General features: G+C 43.5%; 23 protein-coding genes and 1 tRNA gene. 14 read left to right on the top strand and 10 right to left on the bottom strand.

Going from position 1 to position 22,562, the window contains the following annotated elements; all coding sequences use genetic code 11:
- Positions 1–24 precede the first annotated feature (24 nt).
- Positions 25–888 (top strand): DUF808 domain-containing protein, encoded by an 864-nt coding sequence (locus HYN49_RS08065; protein WP_108903644.1) that lies wholly within the window; start codon positions 25–27, stop codon positions 886–888.
- A gap of 5 nt (positions 889–893) precedes the next feature.
- Here the strand turns inward: HYN49_RS08065 and HYN49_RS08060 are convergent, their stop codons facing one another.
- Positions 894–1,358, bottom strand: a complete 465-nt coding sequence (locus HYN49_RS08060) for a hypothetical protein (RefSeq protein WP_108903643.1) — start codon at positions 1,356–1,358, stop codon at positions 894–896.
- A gap of 125 nt (positions 1,359–1,483) precedes the next feature.
- On the opposite strand from HYN49_RS08060, the gene HYN49_RS08055 reads away from it, so the two are divergent.
- A tRNA-Pro gene (locus tag HYN49_RS08055) sits at positions 1,484–1,557 on the top strand.
- Positions 1,558–1,683: 126 nt separating this feature from the next.
- Here HYN49_RS08055 and HYN49_RS08050 read toward each other — a convergent pair.
- The 3 genes from HYN49_RS08050 to HYN49_RS08040 all read right to left on the bottom strand — a co-directional run bounded on the left by HYN49_RS08050 (position 1,684) and on the right by HYN49_RS08040 (position 3,965).
- Positions 1,684–2,925 (bottom strand): LVIVD repeat-containing protein, encoded by a 1,242-nt coding sequence (locus HYN49_RS08050; protein WP_181368932.1) that lies wholly within the window; start codon positions 2,923–2,925, stop codon positions 1,684–1,686.
- Positions 2,926–2,990: 65 nt separating this feature from the next.
- Positions 2,991–3,293: a hypothetical protein gene (locus HYN49_RS08045; RefSeq protein ID WP_146185067.1), complete on the bottom strand. Its 303-nt coding sequence runs from the start codon at positions 3,291–3,293 to the stop codon at positions 2,991–2,993.
- Positions 3,294–3,356: 63 nt separating this feature from the next.
- Positions 3,357–3,965: an outer membrane beta-barrel protein gene (locus HYN49_RS08040; protein WP_108903640.1), complete on the bottom strand. Its 609-nt coding sequence runs from the start codon at positions 3,963–3,965 to the stop codon at positions 3,357–3,359.
- Positions 3,966–4,076: 111 nt separating this feature from the next.
- On the opposite strand from HYN49_RS08040, the gene HYN49_RS08035 reads away from it, so the two are divergent.
- The 7 genes from HYN49_RS08035 (at position 4,077) to HYN49_RS08005 (ending at position 10,673) form a co-directional block, all read left to right on the top strand.
- Positions 4,077–4,988 (top strand): SDR family oxidoreductase, encoded by a 912-nt coding sequence (locus HYN49_RS08035; protein WP_181368931.1) that lies wholly within the window; start codon positions 4,077–4,079, stop codon positions 4,986–4,988.
- A gap of 278 nt (positions 4,989–5,266) precedes the next feature.
- Positions 5,267–6,031 (top strand): ParA family protein, encoded by a 765-nt coding sequence (locus HYN49_RS08030; RefSeq protein ID WP_108903639.1) that lies wholly within the window; start codon positions 5,267–5,269, stop codon positions 6,029–6,031.
- A 2-nt stretch (positions 6,032–6,033) separates the two neighbouring features.
- Entirely contained in the window at positions 6,034–6,933 is a 900-nt protein-coding gene (locus HYN49_RS08025) for a ParB/RepB/Spo0J family partition protein (RefSeq protein WP_108903638.1), read from the top strand.
- Entirely contained in the window at positions 6,933–7,490 is a 558-nt protein-coding gene (locus HYN49_RS08020) for a DUF5683 domain-containing protein (protein ID WP_108903637.1), read from the top strand. Before HYN49_RS08025 ends, HYN49_RS08020 begins: the two co-directional genes overlap by 1 nt.
- A complete protein-coding gene (gene dapB / locus HYN49_RS08015) occupies positions 7,490–8,188 on the top strand; it encodes a 4-hydroxy-tetrahydrodipicolinate reductase (protein WP_108903636.1) in 699 nt (232 codons plus the stop codon). The genes HYN49_RS08020 and dapB overlap by 1 nt, the downstream gene beginning before the upstream one ends.
- A gap of 81 nt (positions 8,189–8,269) precedes the next feature.
- Positions 8,270–9,955, top strand: coding sequence for a signal peptidase I (gene lepB, locus HYN49_RS08010; protein WP_108903635.1), 1,686 nt, complete (start codon positions 8,270–8,272; stop codon positions 9,953–9,955).
- A gap of 100 nt (positions 9,956–10,055) precedes the next feature.
- On the top strand, positions 10,056–10,673 hold the full coding sequence (locus HYN49_RS08005; protein WP_108903634.1) for a WbqC family protein: 618 nt from the start codon (positions 10,056–10,058) through the stop codon (positions 10,671–10,673).
- Positions 10,674–10,715: 42 nt separating this feature from the next.
- On the opposite strand, the gene HYN49_RS08000 is transcribed toward HYN49_RS08005, so the two are convergent.
- The 6 genes from HYN49_RS08000 to HYN49_RS07975 form a co-directional block, all read right to left on the bottom strand.
- A complete protein-coding gene (locus tag HYN49_RS08000) occupies positions 10,716–11,771 on the bottom strand; it encodes an endonuclease/exonuclease/phosphatase family protein (RefSeq protein ID WP_108903633.1) in 1,056 nt (351 codons plus the stop codon).
- Positions 11,772–11,831: 60 nt separating this feature from the next.
- On the bottom strand, positions 11,832–12,692 hold the full coding sequence (locus tag HYN49_RS07995) for a rhomboid family intramembrane serine protease (protein ID WP_108903632.1): 861 nt from the start codon (positions 12,690–12,692) through the stop codon (positions 11,832–11,834).
- Between the two features lie 3 nt (positions 12,693–12,695).
- Positions 12,696–13,475, bottom strand: a complete 780-nt coding sequence (locus HYN49_RS07990) for a rhomboid family intramembrane serine protease (RefSeq protein ID WP_108904995.1) — start codon at positions 13,473–13,475, stop codon at positions 12,696–12,698.
- A complete protein-coding gene (mutL, locus tag HYN49_RS07985) occupies positions 13,475–15,325 on the bottom strand; it encodes a DNA mismatch repair endonuclease MutL (protein WP_108903631.1) in 1,851 nt (616 codons plus the stop codon). Before mutL ends, HYN49_RS07990 begins: the two co-directional genes overlap by 1 nt.
- A gap of 168 nt (positions 15,326–15,493) precedes the next feature.
- Positions 15,494–16,063, bottom strand: coding sequence for a 6,7-dimethyl-8-ribityllumazine synthase (gene ribH, locus HYN49_RS07980; RefSeq protein WP_108903630.1), 570 nt, complete (start codon positions 16,061–16,063; stop codon positions 15,494–15,496).
- A 56-nt stretch (positions 16,064–16,119) separates the two neighbouring features.
- Positions 16,120–16,908 carry a tetratricopeptide repeat protein gene (locus tag HYN49_RS07975; protein ID WP_108903629.1) on the bottom strand — a complete coding sequence of 263 codons (789 nt, stop codon included), beginning with the start codon at positions 16,906–16,908 and terminating at the stop codon, positions 16,120–16,122.
- Positions 16,909–17,064: 156 nt separating this feature from the next.
- Between HYN49_RS07975 and recF the strand changes: the two genes are divergently transcribed.
- From recF to asnB, 5 genes are all read left to right on the top strand, one after another.
- Positions 17,065–18,144 (top strand): DNA replication/repair protein RecF, encoded by a 1,080-nt coding sequence (gene recF, locus HYN49_RS07970; protein ID WP_108903628.1) that lies wholly within the window; start codon positions 17,065–17,067, stop codon positions 18,142–18,144.
- An 81-nt stretch (positions 18,145–18,225) separates the two neighbouring features.
- Positions 18,226–18,921, top strand: coding sequence for a thioredoxin domain-containing protein (locus HYN49_RS07965; protein WP_108903627.1), 696 nt, complete (start codon positions 18,226–18,228; stop codon positions 18,919–18,921).
- A gap of 1 nt (position 18,922) precedes the next feature.
- Positions 18,923–19,597: a DUF2461 domain-containing protein gene (locus HYN49_RS07960; protein ID WP_108903626.1), complete on the top strand. Its 675-nt coding sequence runs from the start codon at positions 18,923–18,925 to the stop codon at positions 19,595–19,597.
- Between the two features lie 2 nt (positions 19,598–19,599).
- Positions 19,600–20,670, top strand: a complete 1,071-nt coding sequence (locus HYN49_RS07955) for a glycosyltransferase (protein ID WP_108903625.1) — start codon at positions 19,600–19,602, stop codon at positions 20,668–20,670.
- Positions 20,670–22,535, top strand: a complete 1,866-nt coding sequence (gene asnB, locus HYN49_RS07950) for an asparagine synthase (glutamine-hydrolyzing) (protein WP_108903624.1) — start codon at positions 20,670–20,672, stop codon at positions 22,533–22,535. Before HYN49_RS07955 ends, asnB begins: the two co-directional genes overlap by 1 nt.
- The last annotated feature ends 27 nt before the right edge of the window (positions 22,536–22,562 follow it).

Below are 22,562 nucleotides of genomic sequence, written 5' to 3'. Positions count from 1 at the left end.
ACAATTCGTAATTCATAATTAAACATGGCAGGAGGTTTTTTTGCAATTCTGGATGACATCGCAGCCTTAATGGACGATATCGCGGTCAGCAGTAAGATTGCAACCCAGAAAACAGCAGGGATTTTAGGCGACGACCTTGCCGTCAACGCTGAAAAGGCCACAGGATTCCTTGCCAGCAGGGAATTGCCTGTTCTATGGGCCATTACAAAAGGATCATTCCTTAACAAGCTCATCATCCTTCCCATAGCGTTCCTTTTGAACTATTATTTCCCGATAGCAATCAAGTTTGCATTGATTTCGGGCGGGATTTACCTCGCTTATGAAGGCGTTGAGAAAATCATCGAATATTTTTTTCACAAACGCCACGCTCCCGACACCACCGACGCGCACATGGAAGATGCTGTTGATGATGAAAAGGCTAAGGTAAAATCTGCGGTCACTACCGACTTTATCCTTTCCGTCGAAATCGTAATCATTGCGCTGGGTTCGGTTTTGGATAAGGATTTAACAACACAAATCGCGACGGTAACCATCGTTGCCATACTTGCCACAATTGGAGTTTATGGGTTGGTTGCGCTGATTGTACGTATGGACGATGCGGGTTACCACCTGATGCGAAAAAGCAACAATTCAGGATTTTTATACCAAATGGGGAAATTCCTCGTCTGGCTGTTGCCGATGATTATTAAAATGCTGTCTGTCGTAGGAACCATCGCGCTGATATTGGTTGCAGGCGGAATATTCATGCACAATGTTGATTACTTCCACCATTTCCTGCCTGACCTGCCCACAATGCTAACGGAATTACTTTTGGGAATTGCTGTCGGGCTTGTTGCAGTGGCAGTGATGATGGGAACGAAAAGGATTTTTAGGAAATCTACAATGTAAAACTGTTATTCTATATAATCGATTGCAAAGAATTTTCCTTCTTTGAATTCTATTGTCAGTAATCCGTATTCATCAGAATCAAGTTCGATCTCAACATCGCTTTCGTCATCACCATCGGGCAGGTAAGTAGAAATATCTTCAACGTAAAAATCACGCCTGATGTTAAGCACTTTGCCGGGATAGGTTTTTGAAGCTTCCTGCTGCGCGGCGTCAAGAATCATTTCAATAGAATCGATTGCCCAGTAAATCCTTTCAAGTCCTTTCATATCGGGACTGTGGAGGGTACCATCAACCGTGATGGCGGTTTCCTTACCATTTTTATTGATTGATGTAATTTGAGTGTCCCAAAAGAAATATTTTTCATCAGCCGTGAATTCACAGGTCAGTTTCCCCAATCGCGTGTCGTTGAAAGTAATGGTTTCCTTTTTTGCAAGGGCACCTTTAAAAAGTAATTTAATGATATTGAACATATTGTACGCTTAGGTTTCCGACAAATATAATTAATGCGTTTCGGAATATGATGCAAAATAATAAGGTCAGTCACAAGATTGCCTTTCATCAACTCAAAAATTAAAATATATTTGTAATCCACTTTCGGGATGTAGCGCAGCCTGGTAGCGTACTGGCATGGGGTGCCAGGGGTCGCTGGTTCGAATCCAGTCATCCCGACCGGGAAACCAATCCTTTTCTAAGGATTGGTTTTTTATTTTTTGGACAAATACACCAGGCCTGAATCAAAGCTTCGCTTTGCTGCAAAACTGAAGCAAAAAAACCACCCTCCCGGATGGCTTTTATTTAAAAATTCACGGTACTGATGGGCACCAGCGTGAAATGATCACCATATGCATATTGCTCAATCTTATTCGGGCCAACGGCAATCAGGTGCGAATCCATCGGGATCACATCAGTAAGGTAACCTGTGTAGGTGTTTTCCAGTGAAAGTGCGTTGCTGTTGGTTGCATCAAAGACTTTAAGGCCCTGGTTTCCGCAGCAAATGTAGAGCGTATTTTCTTTTATTCCCAAACCGTAAGGCTGTTCGAGCAGTGTAGTTGAAATTAACGTCGGGCTGTTCATGTCTGTAATATCAATCACATTCACCTGGTCCTCGATGGCGCCACAGCTGGTACCACCCCTTACGGTGATGTAAGCGAGATTTCCGTTAACCACAACCGGATCGCAGGCCGTAGCATGGGAAAAGCCGGAAATGAACGTCGGGTTGAATTCGTCCGTAGCATCCACTACAAACATGCCGCTGGTGGAACCCACAAACAGGAAATCATCCCTTTTAAAAAGCGTTTCGAACATCCCACCGCCAAACCATTGCTCCATATAGACTTTCTTGTCAAAAACGGTTTGTTCCGGTACAGCAATATTGAAAACATTCAATGCATATGCATCGGTAGTGTACAAAGCATTATCATTGATCTGGAATTTGGCATAAGACCCACCGGTACCGATACCGTTCGCGCCGCCGGTAGCCTCAGCCATCGCATCTTCATACAAATTCAGGTACTGCTTCGGGACATTGCGTGTTTCCGCTTTATATCCTACGATGATTTCGCCTGTACCGGGTTGGATCGTATAGTCATAAAACGAAGCATGAGCAGGGAAAACAGGAACAAATTCGATGGCATTTTCAACCGTTTTGACCAATGTAATGTTATTGATGTCAGCTATATCGAAAACAAGCAGATCGACAAAATTGTCAGCATACAAATAATGCCCTTTTACGGCAATATCATGAACGCCTTCAAGGTTGATAAAAGCAATATTGACAGGTGCCGACGGATTTTGATTGTTAAAGATGTGTACGCCCTGCTCTTTTGCAATATAAAAAAGGTATTTTTCAGAAACATAGATTTTACCGTCAGAATGGGTTTGCCTTGCGGCAGAAATCGAAACCGCATTCCGGATCTCATCCAGCGATTTAACGACGGGAATCGCAAAAAGTGCCGTTTCCTGAGTGTCATCATCCGAAGAACAGGAAGACAGGCAGAGCGTGAGAAAAGCTGCTGTTAACAGTATGATTTTTTTCATAGCGTTATTTTTGAAATGAGTACACGTCGATGATGCACTACTTAACTTTTGCATTTTTAAATGCATTACCAATTTCCATAAAAACTGTTAATATCAAAAAAATATTTTACCTCTTTACCATCAGCCGTACTGACATACAGCACATCGTAATACTTCCCGTCCTTATTGGAAAGAGCTTGTGAAGTGACCCTACATCCGGTACACTTGCTTTTGACAAATGCATATTCCTCGCCTACGCTTTTCACAACAACTGCATTTTCATATGAACTGCCATCACCAGATGCGTTGGCCTGAGTTTGTGCGCTTTTGCAACCTGACATAGCCATCATCATCAATATGGCCACAAGAAACTGTTTCATTGTTTTCATTTGTTTGGGTTTTAATGTTACTGATTGGGAATCACTAAAATACATTTTTATTGGAGATGAAAACTATTTGTGCAGGAAAGATTCAATATCAATCACCAGATTCGTATAAGCCCCTATGTTTTTAGCTTTGCTTTCCGGGTACCCAATCGTATTGGTCAGGCTGTAACTTCCCATAAGTTCAAAACTATAATGCTTCAGGAATGTTACCCCGAAGCCAAACATACCGCTGATACTTGAACTATTATAGAAGCTTTTCACGGATGTCCCTTCATCATCCTTCGCACTCAGCACATTGACCATATTAAACCCGCCCTGCAGGTAAAAACCTTTGGCGTACACTTTATTGACATCAAACTTTATTAAAGGCTGGAATTGCAAGGTGGTCAGTTTCGCCTCATCGAAAAGTTCATAAAAAGTACCGGATTCCAACGGACCATAATCGGTTTCAGTAGTCTGGTTAAAAATCATATTCACCTTCAGTCCACAATGGGTGCTGAACTGATAATCCATGAATCCCCCGACGTTAAGGCCACTGAGCCCGCCGCCTGCAATAAGTGGTCCGCTCACTTCAATATCATATGCATTCATACCCATCAGGGCGCCGTAACGCATCTTTTGGGAGAAGCCGGTAACACTACAGAACAGGACGGAGAGCAGGAATACTTTTTTCATTTTACTTGTTTTTGTTTGGGCTGCAAAATAACCATTTCTATTAAATTTGATATCCACGACTTCATTTAATTGTTGCTGTTAATTTGTTATATTAGCCAAAAACGTATACCCATGGACTTCTCAAAAAAAATGCTGCGCGACGGTGCGCTTGAAAATAAGGTAATTGTGGTTACCGGCGGCGGAAGCGGACTCGGCAAGGCAATGACAAAATACTTCCTCGAACTTGGTGCCAATGTGGCCATCACCTCGCGTGATTTATCAAAGCTCGAAAAAACGGCATCAGAACTTGAAAGTGAAACCGGAGGAACCCGAGGCGGAGCCGAACGGAGCGGAGCTAAATGCCTTCCCCTGCAATGTGATGTGCGCGATTACAAGCAGGTTGAAAACATGCTTGATTCGGTTATTGCGGCATTCGGGAAAGTGGATGTATTGTTGAACAATGCCGCCGGGAATTTCATTTCGCCTACTGAAAGATTGTCGGCAAACGCATTTGATACCATTATCGATATCGTCCTGAAAGGAAGTAAAAATTGCACGCTGGCCTTCGGGAAGCATTGGATTGATACCAAAAAAACCGACAATGTCATTTTGAATATCGTCACAACATACGCCTGGACAGGCTCTGCTTATGTCGTTCCGAGTGCCACTGCCAAAGCCGGCGTGCTTGCCATGACCCGAAGCCTCGCTGTGGAATGGGCGAAATACGGCATCCGCTCCAATGCCATTGCTCCCGGCCCTTTCCCGACCAAAGGCGCCTGGGACCGGTTGTTGCCGGGTGATCTGGCGGAAAAATTCGATATGGCGAAAAAAGTGCCTTTGAAACGTGTCGGCGACCACCAGGAACTGGCGAACCTTGCTGCGTATCTGGTTTCTGATTTTTCGGCTTATGTAAATGGCGAAGTTATCACGATTGATGGTGGCGAATGGCTTAAGGGCGCGGGGCAATTCAACCTGCTGGAAGCGATTCCGGAAGAAATGTGGGATATACTCGAGACGATGATTAAGGCAAAGAAATCGAATTAGAAAATGTGGAAATTAGATAATGTTGCAACTCGTGTAACTAAACGCGCGTTTGCGTTAGGGATGGAAGCGGCATCCTTTTTCTAATCCTGAAAGGTTAGAAAAAGATATAGCGGACAGCCCGGGCCGCAGGCAACGCCTAAAAACCTTTTTAAAAAGCAATGTTTTACTGCGTTTCGAGAGCATTTTTTAATTATCTAATTTTCTAATTTTTCAAATCATTTCCCCTTGATAAACCCATAATTAATTGTATTTTTACCGCTCCAAATTTTGAAACTTAAATGGGTAAGATTATTGCCATTGCCAACCAGAAAGGCGGCGTCGGAAAAACGACGACTTCTGTGAATCTGGCCGCCTCGCTCGGGGTACTTGAAAAAAAAGTATTACTTATCGATGCTGATCCGCAGGCGAATGCAAGTTCGGGCCTCGGCATCGACATTGAAAATATATCCATCGGGACCTACCAGATCCTGGAACACAGCAATACGCCGGAAGAGGCGATTATTGCCTGTACTGCACCGAACGTTTCTGTCATTCCCGCACACATCGATCTTGTAGCGATTGAAATCGAACTCGTTGACAAGGAAAATCGCGAATACATGCTCAAGCAGGCATTGGCAGGCATTAAAGACCAATACGATTATATACTGATTGATTGTGCGCCGTCATTGGGATTGCTGACTTTAAATGCATTGACCGCCGCAGATTCTGTGGTAATCCCGATCCAGTGTGAATATTTTGCATTGGAAGGGCTTGGGAAACTTCTGAACACCATCAAGAGCGTTCAGAAAATCCACAATCCGTCGCTCGATATTGAAGGTTTGCTGCTGACGATGTTTGACTCACGCCTGCGTTTATCCAACCAGGTAGTTGAGGAAGTACAGAAGCATTTCAGCGATATGGTTTTCAATACTGTGATCCAGCGTAATGTAAAACTGAGTGAAGCACCGAGTTTCGGGGAAAGCATCATCAATTATGACGCCACGAGTAAAGGCGCTACGAATTACCTGCACCTGGCGCAGGAAATCATCAAGAAAAACAGCTAATCATGACCAAAGCGATAAAAAAACAGGCATTAGGAAGGGGATTATCGGCATTGCTTAAGGATCCTGATAATGATATTAAATCGGTTGACGATAAAAATGCCGACAAGGTTGTTGGCAATATCATCGAACTGGAACTGGATGCGATTGAGATCAACCCATTCCAGCCGCGTAGCAATTTCAATGAGGAATCACTACAGGAACTCGCCACTTCGATCAAGGAACTTGGTGTTATCCAGCCTATTACCGTACGGAAATTAGATTTTAACAAGTACCAGTTGATTTCAGGAGAGCGCCGTTTACGGGCTTCCAAAATTGCCGGACTGGCTGTAGTTCCTGCATACATACGTATTGCCAACGACAATGAATCGCTTGTAATGGCTTTGGTGGAAAACATCCAGCGCCACGATCTTGACCCTATTGAAATCGCTTTATCATATCAAAGGCTGATTGACGAAATCCAGCTCACACAGGAACAGATGAGTGACCGCGTCGGTAAAAAGCGTTCCACGATTGCCAATTATCTGCGTTTGCTGAAATTGGATCCGATCATCCAGACAGGAATCCGTGATGGTTTTATCTCGATGGGACATGGCCGCGCCATCATCAATATTGAAGATCTTGATGTACAGACGGACATTTACCAGAAAATCGTAAGCCAGAATCTTTCTGTCCGGGAAACAGAAGCCTTGGTCAAAAGTTATCAGGAAAGCCTGAAACCGAAACCTGCCGCTAAAGCCAAAGGCGCTGCATTTGCCATTGCCGATGAGCAGCAGAAAACCATTAACAATTATTTTGGCACCAAAGCCGAGGTAAAAATGGCCGGAAACGGTAAAGGGAAAATTACCATCCCATTCCATTCGGAAGAAGATTTCAACCGCATCCTTAAATTACTGCATAATTAGTGTTCCGCAGGATTACCATATTGTCCTTTTGCCTGTTGTTCAGCATCTTTTTGTCTGCGCAGCAAAAGCAGAATGACGTGTTGATTATGGCTGATACCGTGAAACGAAAGCCCATCAATCCATTGGCACCAGCGAAAGCCGCGTTTTATTCTGCCATACTTCCTGGCCTCGGGCAGGCGTATAACAAACGCTATTGGAAAATCCCTATCGTGTATGGCGCATTGGGAACCGGGATTTACTTTTTTGCAGACAATAACAAAAAATACCATCGTTTCCGCGATGCATATAAAGTCAGGCTTGCTGGCGGAAAAGACGAATTTGACGGCCAGTACAGCACAGCTACTTTATTGAATGCCCAAAAAACATTCCAGCGTAACCGCGATTTATCCTTCCTGATCACCGTCGGGATTTATGTGCTGAATATTGTAGACGCTAATGTTGACGCACATTTATTGCAGTTTAATGTTAATGACAATTTATCACTGCGCCCTGATTATTATCCAACGGATATCAATTACAGGCACAATGTAGGCCTGTCCCTAAACTATCAATTCTGATGAAAATAGCACTTTTGGGATATGGTAAAATGGGCAAAGTGATCGAACGCATCGCTTTGGAGCGCGGCCATGGGATTGTGCTGCGTAAAGGCAGTAACGATACTTTTGACGGACTGGAATTGGCCGATGTGGCGATTGATTTCAGTATTCCCGATGCAGCCGTAAGCAATATTTCCGCTTGTATTGAACGCAATATCCCTGTGGTTTCAGGAACTACAGGCTGGCTGGAACGATATGAGGACATGGTATCGCTTTGCAAAGAGAAAAACGGTGCTTTTATATACGGTTCGAATTTCAGCCTGGGCGTGAACTTATTTTTTGAACTGAATGATCACCTGGCGAAAATGATGGCAAAATTTCCGCAATACAGAGCATCTTTGCAGGAAATCCACCATACGCAGAAACTAGACAAACCGAGTGGCACGGCGATTTCTCTGGCCAAAGGCATTATTGAAAATTCGGGTTATAAAAACTGGACATTAACGGAGGCGAAGGAAAATGACATTGCGATTGAAGCCTTACGTGAAGAAAATGTTCCCGGGACACATACCGTAAAATACGAGTCGGGAATCGATTCGATTGAGATTACACATACAGCGCACAGTCGCGAAGGATTTGCATTTGGAGCTGTAATCGCCGCGGAATGGATTGCCGGAAAAACAGGCGTTTTCACGATGAAGGATGTTTTGGATTTGTAACAATTGTGCGTAAAACAATACTTAGGATAGTATCTGCCGGAAGGCGTAAAAATAAAAGCATAAAAATTAAAGTTTGAAAATATGAGTTTAGCAGAATGGTTCGTATTCTTTCTATTATTGCAGGTGGTACACTTTGCCGGAACCTGGAGATTGTACACTAAAGCGGGCCGCAAAGCCTGGGAAGCTGCAGTACCTGTTTACAATGCCATCGTATTGATGAAGATCATCAACCGCCCGGCCTGGTGGACTGTCTTGCTTTTCATTCCGATTGTGAACCTGATTATGTTCCCGGTAATCTGGGTGGAAACGATCAGGAGTTTCGGGAAAAATTCGACAGCTGATACGCTTTTAGTGCTTTTCACTTTAGGATTTTACACTTATTACCTGAACTATACGCAGGACCTGAAACACCTTGAAGGCAGGAGCCTTGTGGCAGCTACAAAAATGGGTGACACTGTAAGTTCATTGCTGTTTGCAATTGTAGTTGCTACCATTGTGCACACCTATTTTATACAACCTTTTACCATCCCGACGGCTTCATTGGAACGGACTTTACTGGTCGGGGATTTCCTGTTTGTATCCAAAGTGAACTATGGCGCCAGGACACCCATGACCACTGTTGCCGCACCAATGGTGCACGACACCTTACCGATCGTAAAAACGAAATCGTACCTGAACTGGCCCCAATTGCCTTACTTCAGGCTGCCAGGTTTTGAAGATGTGAAGAAAAATGACATTGTGGTCTTCAACTGGCCAGTGGATACAGTGCATGTCTTTTTTGATAAAAGCGGGCGCAAGGCGGTTGTAAAGCCGATTGATAAAAAGTCGAATTATGTGAAACGCTGCGTGGGCACACCGGGTGATATGGTACAGGCGAAAGACGGCATACTGTTTGTGAATGGCAAGGAAATGCAGTATTCTGACAGGGCAAAAGTACAGTATATGCACAGGATATTTGCTGCTAAGGAAGGCGTGAGCAGCGAATTACTGAAAACCTTAGGCACAAATGACTACCAACGCGCATACAAAGTACAGGTGACTTCTGATGATCAATTCAATATGATCAGGCCATACCTTACAGGAGCTAAGGAAAATATGGTATATACCGGCCCGCGCGGATTACCGGCTTCAGTGATACAAAAAGCCGGGATTTTTGCCCAGGAACAATATGAGCCGGAAAATTTCGCAAACCTGACCTTGAAGGAAGCAGAGACATTGCGGAAAAATCCAACAATCGATTCTGTAATACGATATAAGCCAGCAACCAACGACCCGCGCGTTTTCCCGCACGATTCCAAATGGGGTGAAGATAATTTCGGCCCGATTACGATTCCCAAGCGCGATGCCACAGTACAATTGACAATGGGAAACCTGCCGCTTTACAAGCGCATTATATCCGTATATGAAAATAATAAGCTTGAAGTGAAAGGCAGCCAGATCTTCATTAACGATAAGCCAGCGACCACTTATACCTTCAAAATGAATTATTACTGGATGATGGGAGACAATCGCAACAAATCAGAAGACAGCCGCTATTGGGGCTTTGTACCTGAAGACCATATCGTCGGCAAACCCGTATTCATCTGGATGAGTATTGATGGCATCAATGACGGGTTCAAGAACTGGAGCATCCGTTGGGACAGGCTTTTCACGACTGTTGGCGGCAGCGGCGAGCCTTATTCGTATTTTAAGTTTTTCCTGATCGCACTGGCCGCCTATTTCGGGATCAGTTTTTTTATGAACAGGAAGAAAGAAAAAACAACTTAAGATTGCATTAGACTTCTTGGATTTTTGGACTTCTTAGACTTGTCTAAAAATCGGAAAGTCTAAAATGTCTAAGCAGTCTAAAAATCCAAGTAGTCCAAATATGCCCATCCTCATCCATCCAACATATTTCCCAAGCATCTCTTCTTTTGCGGCAATGGCCCAGGCAGAGGCGGTGACTCTGGAAATGGATGACAATTTCCAGAAACAGACGAATCGCAACAGGATGTACATTTACAGCCCGAACGGGATACAGTTGTTAAACATTCCTGTGAAACATTCTAGGGAAAATGCACACCAGAAAACGCGGGATATCAAATTAGAGACGGCATTCGACTGGCAGAAACAGCATTTCAAGTCCTTGGAAGCAGCCTACAGGAGTTCGCCTTTCTTTGAATATTTTGAAGATGCGATAATGCCGGTTTTTGAAAAAAAATACACCTTCCTGATGGACCTGAATCTGGATACTATGGACATTGGAAGCAAATGCCTGCGCATGGATTTCCGCTATTCGAAAACCGAAGAATATTTTAAGGACGTTGAAACATTTCAGGATTTCCGGTACCTCGCCAATGGAAAAAAAGATAAGATGCAATTAGAGCCTTACACGCAGGTTTTCGGAGAAAAGCATGGATTTATAAACAACCTTAGCATTTTGGACCTGCTCTTTAATGAAGGCAGGCACGCTTTGGATTATTTGAAAAGACAGGAAGTAAAGTAAGCAGTCTCAGTTTACAGTTGGCACACTGCCCACGGCCATTGCTTACTGCTGCTTTTTATCAGACAACACCGCCATCACCGGAAAATGATCCGAATCTACAATCTCCGGATAACTGCTAAACATTTTTACCTCAAACTTCTCATCGGCAAAAACATAATCGATCCTTGCCGGATAATAATTGAAATCGTAAGTCTTCCCGAACCCTTTCCCGGCTTCGACGAAACAATCGTTAAGGTCGCCTTTGATATTTCTATAAACATATGAAAACGCACTGTTGTTCATATCACCGCAAATGATGATCGGGTATTTGCAGTTTTGCTTGTGTTTCATGATGATTTCGGCCTGGAGCTGCTGTTTCCTGAAAGCTTTGCCAATGCGCCTGAACATCATTTCTGATTTCTTTTTGTCGATTTCGTTGATGTCTTCAGAAATATCATGCACATCGGGGCTGATCTTGATGGATTGCAGGTGCATATTATAGACCCTGATCGTATCTTTTCCTTTGATGATATCCGCAAATATGGCGTTGTTGTTTGAATCGGGGAACTCGATATTTCCGGTATTGATGATTTTAAACTTTGAAAAAATGGCCTGCCCGGTCTTAATTTTTTTTCCATTTGAAAAAATAAAACGATGCGGGAAAGCCGAATAATCAAAGTCCCTGGCATTTGAGAATTCCTGTATGCAAAGCAGTGCTGGTTTTTTTTCCTTTACGAAATCTGAAATTTCAATCGGCACCGTTTCCTTTTCCGACCATTCGAATTTATTAAAAAGGCGCACATTATAACTCATCACGCTAAAATCGCCATCGGCCGGCGTATAATCCGGTGCTGAAAATTTATAAAACTTATTGATGAAGGTAATCCCAATCAGCAATGCAATTCCCGACAATAGCATTTGCCTTTTGAACTGCACTACCCAATAGCAAAAAAACAGCAGATTGAGCACCAATATCAATGGCAGGCAAAGCGTGAATACCGACAGGAACGGAAAAAGTTTTGGAGCCATAAACGGCAACAGATACGCCATGAAAGTGCAGCATGCCAGGACAATGTTGCACACGAACATGATTTTATTGAATAACGAAAGATTTTTCATTGGTGCGTATGGGTTGGCCGAAAACCGTACTAATCTACAAACAATTAGTGACTTGGGAAATTATTTTCCGGCATTGAACAGAAAATCCTTCTCTTCCTGAGTCAGGCTCTCATAACCGGAACGGCTGATCTTATCAAGAATATCATCAATTTGCTGCTGTTTTTTATCCCTGCCGATGAGTTTAGATGCGGTTGGGTTTTGCTTTGTGTTGTAATTGCGATGGACTTTTTTAAATGGCTTTGGATTTGATGGTTTGGAAATGTTCACAACCCAGTCAGAAATGCCCGTAATAATTTTACTGAGATCGGTGCCATTTTGCAGCATTTTAATATATATAAATCCGAAAAAAGCGCCGGCAAGGTGTGATATGTGGCCACCGGTATTTTCGATCATGAGTTGCATTAAGTCTATAATCAGGATCACTGCCGTCATATGCCATAATTGCACCCTTCCGATTAAAAGCAATCGTATCGGCATTTTCGGGCTGTAGGTAGTGGTCGCCATCAGTACCGCCATAATTGCTGCCGAAGCGCCTACAATTGTAGACTGTTGCCCCATAAGGAAATAGGCCGTACTAAAAACGATTCCCGAAAATACCGCACTCAGAATATACAATCCAACCAACTGCTTTTCTTTGAAAAATGTAAGGAATAACATGCCGGAATAATTCAACACGAGCATATTAAACAGCAGATGAAGGAATCCGCTGTGCAAAAAGGCATAACTGATTAATGTCCAGGGATGAATTGCTACGGTAAGCGGGTCTGATGACAACGCCAGCCAATCGGGAAAAATGAAAACCCCCAGGCGAAATTCATAAAAGAACAATGAAATAAGGAAAATACCGATATTCCAGAAAATCAGGCGCTGGGTAATCCCGCCCATCCGGTATTGCACTTTCAAATCATCTAATAATCCCATAATTTAATTCCAACGGTTATTTTGAAACTTATTGTTACGCCATGACATCATCATGATGAATCCTAAAAGAGCTCCGCCAATATGGGCGAAATGGGCAATTCCTCCGCCACCATCCCCAAAAATAGAATTTCCTTTAAGTCCAAGGAAAAGGTCGACGGCAATCAGTCCGGGTACAAAATATTTGGCCTTGATTGGAATAGGAATAAAAAACATCGCCAATTCCGCCATCGGAAACATAAAGGCAAAAGCGACCAACAGTCCGTAAATCGCTCCTGACGCGCCGACAGCGGTACCCATGTAAGCATCTATAAAAGTATTGAATTGCGTAACTGGCAATGCCTCCTGCCAACTGGTATTAAATTTTCCTTGATGTAAAGTCTGCATCACTTGATCAGGAGAAAATCCTTTTGCCGCCAATGCATTGAGTCCTTCATGAAAAAAATAATAATTCACACCCGTATGCATCAGGAAAGCTCCCAATCCGCATACGAAATAAAAAATCAGGAATTTTTTTGCACCCCAGAAATGCTCCAGCATCGAGCCGAATGATACCAAAGCAATCATGTTGAATGCAATGTGCATAATATTGGGCATCGGGGCGTGCATAAACATGCTGGTTATGGGCTGCCAGATTTTAAAATGTGGATTTTCAAAATAAAATAAGGACAGCTGCTGGTAAGCCGCATTAGATTCTATCGGATTGCCGCCCATGAGCTGCGCGCCAATAAAAACAATAATATTGATGATGAGCAACTGCTTCACCACCGGGGTCATGTTATTCATCATAAGGCAAATTTTTTGTCCAGGTCTTCCACCCGCATCGTGATGAAAGTAGGTTTATGGAAAGGCGACACGTTCGGGTCTTTACATGCAAATAATCCATTGACAATGTTTTCCTGTTCTTTCTCATTTAAAAATGTTCCGGTCTTCACGGCCAGGCTTCGCGCCATCGATTTGGCGATGCTGTCATTCTGGCTAAAACTGCTGTCCGGTATACCGTCCTGCAGGTCTCCCAATAATTGTTCCAGCAATATCGAGACTTCGCTTTCGGCAACATTGACAGGCAGCCCTGAAATTACGGCATGGTCATCCGCCATACTTTCAAAAACGAAACCTGTATTGACTAATGACTCCTGGAGTTCGGCAATCAATTCTATTTCCTGCCTTGAAAAATACAGCGTCAGCGGAAAAAGCAATTGTTGGCTCGCAGCCTGCCTTACAGTCATATTTGTAAGGAACTTTTCATATAAGATGCGTTGGTGCGCGCGCTGCTGGTCGACGATAATCATTCCGGATTTGATCGGATTGACAATGTATTTTTTATGGATCTGGAACAGTTTGACGGTCTGCTGCTCCTGCTCATGGTCGTCAAACAGAGAAGCCGTGACTTCTTCTTGCTCAAAATGGATTTCAACAGGCGCAGTGAGGGTTTCGGTTTCCTGCCGAAGCCCAACGTACAAGCCTTCCCAATGCGAAGTATCCGGTTTTTTATAAGTGGAATAGGATGGCTTAGATGGTTTGTCATCCGAAAACGGATTGAAGTTTGCATCGACCTGAATTAGCGGAACAGACGCTTCCTGGTTTTTATAATCATAAGGCGTATCCAGGTTCGGGTCGCGTTCAAAATCCAATACCGGTGCCACGTTAAACTGTCCCAGGCTGTGTTTTATAGCCGATCTCAGAATGGCATACAATGCATGCTCATCATCAAATTTAATTTCCGTTTTTGTCGGATGGATGTTGATGTCGATGGTATGTGGCGGCACATCGAGATATAGGTAATATGCGGGCTGGCAGCCGTCTTTGAGCAAACCTTCATAAGCGGCCATCACCGCATGGTGCAGGTAACCGCTCTTAATGAAACGATCGTTGACAAAGAAAAACTGCTCTCCCCTGCTCTTCTTTGAAAATTCAGGTTTGGAAACGAATCCCTGTATCGAGACGATGTCGGTGGTTTCTTTTACAGGCACCAGCTTTTCGTTGGTTTTCCCACCGAAAATATTTACAATCCGTTGCCTGATATTTGATTGAGGCAGGTTAAAAACCTCGCTGCCATTGTGGTATAAAGTGAAATGAATGTTTGGATGCGCCATTACCACCCTCAGGAATTCATCAATAATATGGCGCTGCTCGACAATATCCGATTTCAGGAAATTGCGCCTTGCAGGAATGTTGAAAAACAGGTTTTTAACTGCAAATGATGTTCCTTTCGGCAACACAGCCACATCCTGCGACATGAATTTACTGCCCTCAATCACGATGTGCGTTCCAAGCTCTTCCTGGTCCGGGCGCGTCTTCATTTCTACATGAGCAATAGCAGCAATCGAGGCGAGTGCCTCTCCGCGGAATCCTTTGGTATGCAATGAAAATAAATCTTCAGCCTGGCGTATTTTGGAAGTAGCATGGCGCTCGAAGCAGAGCCTCGCATCGGTAACGCTCATTCCCAAACCGTTGTCAATGACCTGTACCAATGATTTTCCGGCATCCTTGATAATTAATTTGATGTCAGTCGCTTTTGCATCAACAGCGTTTTCAAGCAGTTCTTTTACTACTGAAGCGGGTCTTTGAACGACTTCTCCGGCGGCAATCTGGTTGGCGACATGATCGGGGAGCAATTGGATAATACTCGACATTTGGCATTTTTGGTTAGTAGTGTCCGTTTCGGAAACTGGTTTTCGAACGACTTCCAAAGTTACACAAATATTGCAGAAATCTTCCGCCGGAAATCTTAAATCAACGTAGTTTTTAAACAAAAAAACCTGCTCAGAAGAAACAGGTTTTTTATTATAATCAAACTGAATTTATTGTTCCAGCTTATAAGTCCCTTCTATTTGAATGGCTCCAGGTTCAAGCAGGTTTTGAGCCGGAAATTGGTACCCTAAATTAGCCTGCTGCCTTAGGTAAGCCATCTTAATGGCCGCTATGGCCGCTTCAGTGCCTTTATTACCGTGTGCTCCGCCACTGCGGTCTATGGATTGTTGCTCATTGTTGTCTGTCAGCACACAAAAAATAACCGGAATGTCAGTAAGGATATTCAAGTCCTTAATGCCCTGGGTGACGCCTTCACAGACGAAATCAAAATGTTTTGTTTCCCCCTGTATGACACTTCCGATGGTAATGACGACATCAGGTTTCTGGGTTTCGATCATTTTTTTGGCAGCATACACCAATTCAAAACTTCCGGGAACACTCCAGCGGATGATGTTGAATTGCGAAGCGCCACAGTCCATCAACGCGGTAATGGCACCGGCATAAAGTCCTTCCGTAATATGCTCGTTCCATTCAGAAACAACAATCCCAAACCGAAAATCTTTCGCGCTTGGGATCGTATTTTTGTCGTAGTCTGATAAATTCTTATTAGCAGTCGCCATAATTATTTCAGATTTATGATTTATAATTTCAGATTTAAACTGAAACCTATATTTTTTTATTGTGCCAATCCGATCAGCACATCGATATTCTGTGCTTCCGGAGTAACATCAAAACTTTCCTTGATCTCTGTGAAATATTTCAATGCATCGGCTTTGTTGCCCAATTCCAAAGCTACTTTTCCAGCTTTCAGAAGAAAACGTGGCCTGATGGCATCGCTTTTGGTAGCATCGGCAGCTTTCAGATAAAAGCTTAGCGCTTCTTTCAGGTGGTTCTTCTCAGCATGTGCATCACCTATCGCTCCGGTAGCCGTAGCGCTCAGGTACTCTTCTTTCGATTGGAATTTTTCAAGATATTTGATTGCTTCGTCAAATTTACCTGTGTTCAGGTAAGCCATACCGGCGTAATAGTTGGCAAGGTTACCGGCATCAGTTCCTGAATATTTGTCAGCAAGCTTCACGAATCCGTATTTTCCTTCACCGCCGTTCAATGACAAAACGTATAAAGAATCCGGGCTAACACCATCAGTCGCCTGTTGAAAATATTTCTGCGCCTGGAACATGTCCTTATTTGCCTCAGCCTCCTTCACTTCTACAACAAATTTCTGGTATAAGAAATAACCCGCAGCGATTAAAGCAACCACGAATACCGCACCGAAAATCAATTTTTGGTTGCGCTCCACGAATTCCTCCGTTTTTGAAGCCGTATTGTCCAATGAATTAAAGACGCTCGCCGTAGCGCTGTCTTTCTCATCAATATTCAAATCCGTATCATCGACAAACTGGTTGTCAATTTTTTCTTCTTTAGGTTTTGGTGCTTTATATCCTCTTTTGTTAAAAGTTGCCATCTATTATAATTTAGTGAGGTGCAAAAATAAAATTTTTATTCAATAACAAAAGATGTTTTATCGATATTTTTCAATAATTTGCGGGCTGCATGGATGACCCTTTCCAATGACTTCATCAAAACAACAAAATAGTCAGTATTTACGCGGGTTTACACTATGTATTTAAAAAAAATTTCACTCTTCAATTATAAGAATTTTTCGGAAGCCGATTTTGATTTTGACACCAAGATCAATTGCTTCGTAGGCAAAAACGGCATCGGGAAAACCAATGTACTTGACGCGATCTACCATCTTTCTTACGGAAAAAGTTATTTCAATCCGCTGGCAGTACAAAACATCCGGCATGGTGAAGAATTTTTCGTAATAGACGGTGCCTTCCATAAGCAGCAACGTGACGAACAGATCGTATGCAGCCTCAAGAAAGGCCAGAAAAAAATCCTGAAGCGCAACGGCAAGCCTTACGACAAGTTTTCAGACCATATCGGGTTTATTCCGCTGGTGATCATTTCCCCTGCCGACCGCGACCTCATTGTAGAAGGCAGCGAAACCCGAAGGAAATTCATCGACAGCGTGATTTCACAGTCCGACGCAGCTTACCTGCAATTGCTGATCCAATACCAGAAAGTACTCGCACAGCGCAATGCTTTATTGAAGTATTTTGCGCTGAACCACGTTTTTGAAACCGACACCTTAAATATATACAATGGACAGCTCGATGCGGCGGGGCAAAAGATTTATGAGAAACGAAAATCTTTTCTGGAAGATTTCATCCCGATCTTCAACCGACACCACCAGGCGATTACAGGCTCAGGCGAAACGGTGCAGCTGGTATATGAAAGCCATTTGCACGATGCCAGCCTGCTCCAGCTTCTGGAACAAAATATTGCGAAAGACCGCATGCTGCATTACACATCAGTCGGGATCCACCGTGACGACCTGTCATTTGAGCTCGACCACCATTCCATCCGGAAATTCGGCTCGCAGGGACAGCAAAAATCCTTCCTGATCGCTTTAAAACTTGCCCAATTTGAATTCGTAAAACAACAAAGCGGTGAAAAACCGATTATACTTTTTGACGATATCTTTGACAAACTTGACGAAAGCCGCGTCGGGAAAATCGTAGAAATGGTGAATAATGATGATTTCGGGCAGCTTTTCATTTCTGACACCCACCCGCAGCGGACAGAAGAAATCGTAAAATCGACGCATCAAAGCTATAGGATTTTCAATCTGTAGCAGTCTTTGCACTGTTCACCTATATTTTTCAGGCAAACGAAAAAAATATTCTATTTTAGCATCATCATTAAAAATCGCTTTATGAAACTACGTTTGGTTTTACCGCTGCTGATCTGCTTTATATTGGGCAGTTGCCAGGCACAGCCCTCAAAAAAATACGAATCAATACCTGCTTTGGCTTTCGCCGAAAAGATAAAAACCACTCCGGAAGCCCAGATATTGGATGTCCGCACTCCTGAAGAATACAATGACCAGCACATCGATAACGCGAAAAACGTAAACTGGAACAGTGATGATTTTGCACAAAAAGTGGCCACTTATGACAAATCAAAACCAGTTTTCGTATACTGCATGAGCGGTGGGCGAAGCAAACAGGCAGCGGCCAAGTTGTCTGAAATGGGGTTCACTTCAATCTATGAACTCCAGGGCGGCATCATGAAATGGAACGCCGCCGGACTCGCTCCGAAAAGTGACCGCATCGTCGGGATGTGCCCCCAGGAATATAAGGAACTGCTGAATACCGATAAGAAAGTCCTCATCAATTTTTATGCAGAATGGTGTGAGCCTTGCAAAAAAATGGCGCCATACATCACCAGGATGCAATCGGACATGAAAGACAAGGTCGTCATTGTAAGGCTGAATGCCGACGAGAATAAAACCCTGATGTCAGAAATGAAAATTGACGAATTGCCTGCGCTTTACTTATATGAAAATAAGGAAGTAAAATGGCAGCACACAGGCTTCATCAACGAAGAAGATCTTAAAAAAAACCTGTAATATGCTCACGAAAGAATCACTGCAATTCCTGTCGGATCTTAAGGCAAACAACAACCGTGACTGGTTTTTAGCGAACAAAAAACGCTACGAAGCCTATAAAGCAGATTATCACAAACTGGTCTCTGATTTTCTCGAGGCACTGAAACCCCTCGATCCCGCACTCGAACATCTTGAAGTGAAAAACTGTACTTTCCGGATTAACCGCGACATCCGTTTCTCCAAAGACAAATCGCCTTATAAAGACCATATGGGCATGTGGTTTTCAGGCGGAGCCAAAGGCGCAAACCGTCCCGGATATTATGTACACATTGCTCCTGAAGGCAGTTTTATCGCAGGTGGATTTTACCAGCCTGAAAACGAGGAACTCAAAAAGATACGCAAAGAAATTGCCTTTTTTTATGAGGATCTCGATGAAATTGTCGCGCACAAGGATTTCAAAAAAGTCTTCGGCGGATTGGATATCAACGAGAACAATTCGCTCAAAACATCACCGAAAGATTACGAAAAAGACCATCCGGCAATCCATTTCCTGAAACTTAAAAGTTTTACCGCGAGCGCCAATTTTGACACCAAAGAAGTTTTGCAAAAAGATTTTGTTTCAAAAACCACTAAAAAGCTCATTGCGTTGAAGCCTATGACCGAATTCCTTACCAGGGCGCTGACGCAAAACGATTAAGCATGAGCCAGAAAAAGAAGATCCTTTTCCTTGGGGAATCCTACCGTGCCGACGCCATTACCTGGATGAACGGCCTAAGGGAATTCGGTGATTTTGAAATCATCACCTGGGAATTGAAATCTTCCGGGAGCGGCCTGAACCGTGTCAAAAGGCTTTTTGAATTCAAATTTGCATGGTGGAGCATCAGGAAACTGATACGCGAACACCATCCCGACATGGTAATTGCGGAACGCACCACGAGTTATGGATTTCTTGCCGCACTGTGCGGTGTAAAGCCGGTCGCGATCGCCCAGCAAGGCAGGACAGATTTATGGCCTGAAGGTTCCATTTTACTGCCACTGAAACGCGCTATACAAACTTATGCTTTCAAAAAAGCCGACCTGATCCACGCCTGGGGCCCTGTGATGACGATTTCAATGAAGGAAGCGCGGGTAGATATGAATAAGGTTATGGTGCTCCCAAAAGGAATTGACCTGAATTCATTTGTTTTCAGTAACTTTAATGAGCGCCAGAAAATCAATGCCATCGTAACCCGCTCACTGCTACCGGAATACCGGCATGACGTGATATTGGCAGCATTCGAAATCCTAAACCGAAAAGGGATGGATTTCGTACTTAGGATTGTCGGTGACGGAAAGGAATTGCAAAACCTGAAAAATTTGGCACAAAAATTAAAGATCGATCATAAAGTAATATTCACAGGGCGGATTGACAACCGCGATCTGCCTGCATTATTACAGCAATCCAATTATTACATCAGCATGCCGATTACGGAAGGCGTATCGGCATCATTATTTGAAGCAATGGCAGCAGGCTGTTATCCTTTGGTTACCGATATCCCGGGAAACCAAAGCTGGATAACGCACCGCGGGAACGGGCAGCTGATTGCGACAGACGATGCTGAAATGCTGGCCGGGGAGCTACTATGGGCCACCCAAAACACTGAAACCATTCAAACCGCTATAAAAAATAACCGAAAATTTGTTGAAGATCATGCCGATTACAAAGTGAACATGAAAATCATTGCGAACCGGTATCACGAACTGATCAATAATGTTAAAGGCGACAGCTAATGTGTGGGATAAACGGTATTCTTTATTTTCGGAAGCAAGACGCTGACGAGCAGGTTTTAACCAAAATGCGCGATGCTCTGGCACATCGCGGGCCGGATGATTGCGGGATTTTTATTGATGGAAATCTTGGTTTAGGCCACAGGCGGCTCTCTATCCTGGATACTTCAGCTGCGGGACACCAGCCGTTTTTATCTGACGATGGAAGGTATGCGATGGTCTTCAACGGTGAAATTTACAATTTCCGGGAATTCCACAGCGAACTCAAAGCCGCAGGATGTGCTCTCAAAACGCAATCGGATACGGAAGTACTGATGAAACTGTTCCAACTGCACGGCACCAAAATGTTACAGCGACTTAATGGCATGTTCGCTTTCGCCATCTGGGACAAACTGGAACGGAAACTTACGCTGGTTCGCGACAGGATGGGCGTAAAACCCTTATACTATGCTTTTTACAATGACGCAATATTCTTCGCGTCTGAACAAAAAGCTATTTTTGCTGCAGGTGTTCCCTTACAAATTGCCGCCGAAGGGCTCCAGGAATATATCTTCAACCGATTTGTAGCAGGTGAAAATACATTATTCGAAAAAGTGAAGAAATTACTTCCGGGCCATATCATGACCATTTCAGAAAATGGCAAAACCGAAACATCCCAATGGTGGAACCTGAAAAAAGAGATCCAGGAACAGCCTAAGATCAAGAATCCGCAACAATGGTTTTCTGAAACTTTTGACGAATCGGTAAAACTGCGCATGGTCAGCGATGTACCTGTTGGCGTTTTATTGAGCGGAGGCCTGGATTCTTCCTCGGTTCTGGCTTCACTGAAACATCAGGATTATGAGGACATCAATACATTCAACATTGGTTTTTCGGAATCCGAGCATAATGAGTCGCATTTGGCAAAGATGCTTTCGGAAAAATTTGATTATAAATTCGAGTCGATAGAACTCAAAGGCGAAACACTTTTCAAAAAAATGGTTGCCGCCGCATATTACCACGACGAGCCATTGATGCATTTAAGCGAACCGCACCTTTTGGCTGTGTCTGAACTTGCCAAACCATCGGTAAAAGTATTGCTTTCCGGCGAAGGTGCAGATGAACTTATGGGCGGATATGTGCGCTACAAACCGCTTCGTTTCCCGTCATTGCTGCAATCGATGGGCGCGATCAGCAGTATGGGGATTTTTTCTAAAAATGCACGATTCGATAAATTATCGAGGTATGCACAGATTAAAAGCCAGTCGGGTCTTGTCATTTATAATGGTTCCAATATTTACCCGAAAGACATCGAGCAGGTTTTTCGCATTTCCGATGAACCGGCAAACGAGTACCGACATAAAATATTTGAAGACGCCAGATCGCTGTATCCCGGAAACCTGAAACGCCAAATGCTGTATTTCGACCAGCACACCTATTTATGTTCGCTGCTCGACCGCAATGACCGCTGTACTATGGGCGCTTCGATTGAATGCCGCGAGCCATACCTGGACCAAAGGCTTGTTAAAGGACTTGGTTCTCTGGACGACAAATGGCTCTTTACAGGCAAGAAAGGGAAATATATCCTGAAATCATCTGTTGAAAACAGGTTGCCCGAAGAGATTTTAAACTTCCGGAAAATAGGACTCAGTGCGCCATGGGGTGATTACCTTATTAAAAATCCCGCTTTCGCAGAAGAAGTGGAATCCTTCATCAAAAGTGATATTTTCAGGATGCCTTACCTGGAACATATCGATGCTGAAAAACTCGTGTGCCAGCTCCGCAAAGGAGAAAGGCAGATGGTTTCCTACGTCATGCCGCTGTTCATGCTGCATATCTGGCTGAAATATTATGTGAAAAGTTTTTCCGCTGCCGCAGATATGATTTAGGTTTTCGAAATTTGGCTTACCTTTGGC

Source organism: Flavobacterium pallidum (assembly GCF_003097535.1).
Taxonomy (GTDB): domain Bacteria; phylum Bacteroidota; class Bacteroidia; order Flavobacteriales; family Flavobacteriaceae; genus Flavobacterium; species Flavobacterium pallidum.
The sequence above is the reverse complement of the archived record's forward strand: the minus strand, read 5'-3'. Positions and strand labels throughout refer to the sequence as shown.

Bases quoted from the DNA above. Each gene is read 5' to 3' on its own strand.
- HYN49_RS08065 (WP_108903644.1), top strand. From the start codon at position 25: ATGGCAGGAGGTTTTTTTGCAATTCTGGATGACATCGCAGCCTTAATG.
- HYN49_RS08060 (WP_108903643.1), bottom strand. From the start codon at position 1,358: ATGTTCAATATCATTAAATTACTTTTTAAAGGTGCCCTTGCAAAAAAG.
- HYN49_RS08050 (WP_181368932.1), bottom strand. From the start codon at position 2,925: ATGAAAAAAATCATACTGTTAACAGCAGCTTTTCTCACGCTCTGCCTG.
- HYN49_RS08045 (WP_146185067.1), bottom strand. From the start codon at position 3,293: ATGAAAACAATGAAACAGTTTCTTGTGGCCATATTGATGATGATGGCT.
- HYN49_RS08040 (WP_108903640.1), bottom strand. From the start codon at position 3,965: ATGAAAAAAGTATTCCTGCTCTCCGTCCTGTTCTGTAGTGTTACCGGC.
- HYN49_RS08035 (WP_181368931.1), top strand. From the start codon at position 4,077: ATGGACTTCTCAAAAAAAATGCTGCGCGACGGTGCGCTTGAAAATAAG.
- HYN49_RS08030 (WP_108903639.1), top strand. From the start codon at position 5,267: ATGGGTAAGATTATTGCCATTGCCAACCAGAAAGGCGGCGTCGGAAAA.
- HYN49_RS08025 (WP_108903638.1), top strand. From the start codon at position 6,034: ATGACCAAAGCGATAAAAAAACAGGCATTAGGAAGGGGATTATCGGCA.
- dapB (WP_108903636.1), top strand. From the start codon at position 7,490: ATGAAAATAGCACTTTTGGGATATGGTAAAATGGGCAAAGTGATCGAA.
- lepB (WP_108903635.1), top strand. From the start codon at position 8,270: ATGAGTTTAGCAGAATGGTTCGTATTCTTTCTATTATTGCAGGTGGTA.
- HYN49_RS08005 (WP_108903634.1), top strand. From the start codon at position 10,056: ATGCCCATCCTCATCCATCCAACATATTTCCCAAGCATCTCTTCTTTT.
- HYN49_RS08000 (WP_108903633.1), bottom strand. From the start codon at position 11,771: ATGAAAAATCTTTCGTTATTCAATAAAATCATGTTCGTGTGCAACATT.
- HYN49_RS07995 (WP_108903632.1), bottom strand. From the start codon at position 12,692: ATGGGATTATTAGATGATTTGAAAGTGCAATACCGGATGGGCGGGATT.
- HYN49_RS07990 (WP_108904995.1), bottom strand. From the start codon at position 13,475: ATGAATAACATGACCCCGGTGGTGAAGCAGTTGCTCATCATCAATATT.
- mutL (WP_108903631.1), bottom strand. From the start codon at position 15,325: ATGTCGAGTATTATCCAATTGCTCCCCGATCATGTCGCCAACCAGATT.
- ribH (WP_108903630.1), bottom strand. From the start codon at position 16,063: ATGGCGACTGCTAATAAGAATTTATCAGACTACGACAAAAATACGATC.
- HYN49_RS07975 (WP_108903629.1), bottom strand. From the start codon at position 16,908: ATGGCAACTTTTAACAAAAGAGGATATAAAGCACCAAAACCTAAAGAA.
- recF (WP_108903628.1), top strand. From the start codon at position 17,065: ATGTATTTAAAAAAAATTTCACTCTTCAATTATAAGAATTTTTCGGAA.
- HYN49_RS07965 (WP_108903627.1), top strand. From the start codon at position 18,226: ATGAAACTACGTTTGGTTTTACCGCTGCTGATCTGCTTTATATTGGGC.
- HYN49_RS07960 (WP_108903626.1), top strand. From the start codon at position 18,923: ATGCTCACGAAAGAATCACTGCAATTCCTGTCGGATCTTAAGGCAAAC.
- HYN49_RS07955 (WP_108903625.1), top strand. From the start codon at position 19,600: ATGAGCCAGAAAAAGAAGATCCTTTTCCTTGGGGAATCCTACCGTGCC.
- asnB (WP_108903624.1), top strand. From the start codon at position 20,670: ATGTGTGGGATAAACGGTATTCTTTATTTTCGGAAGCAAGACGCTGAC.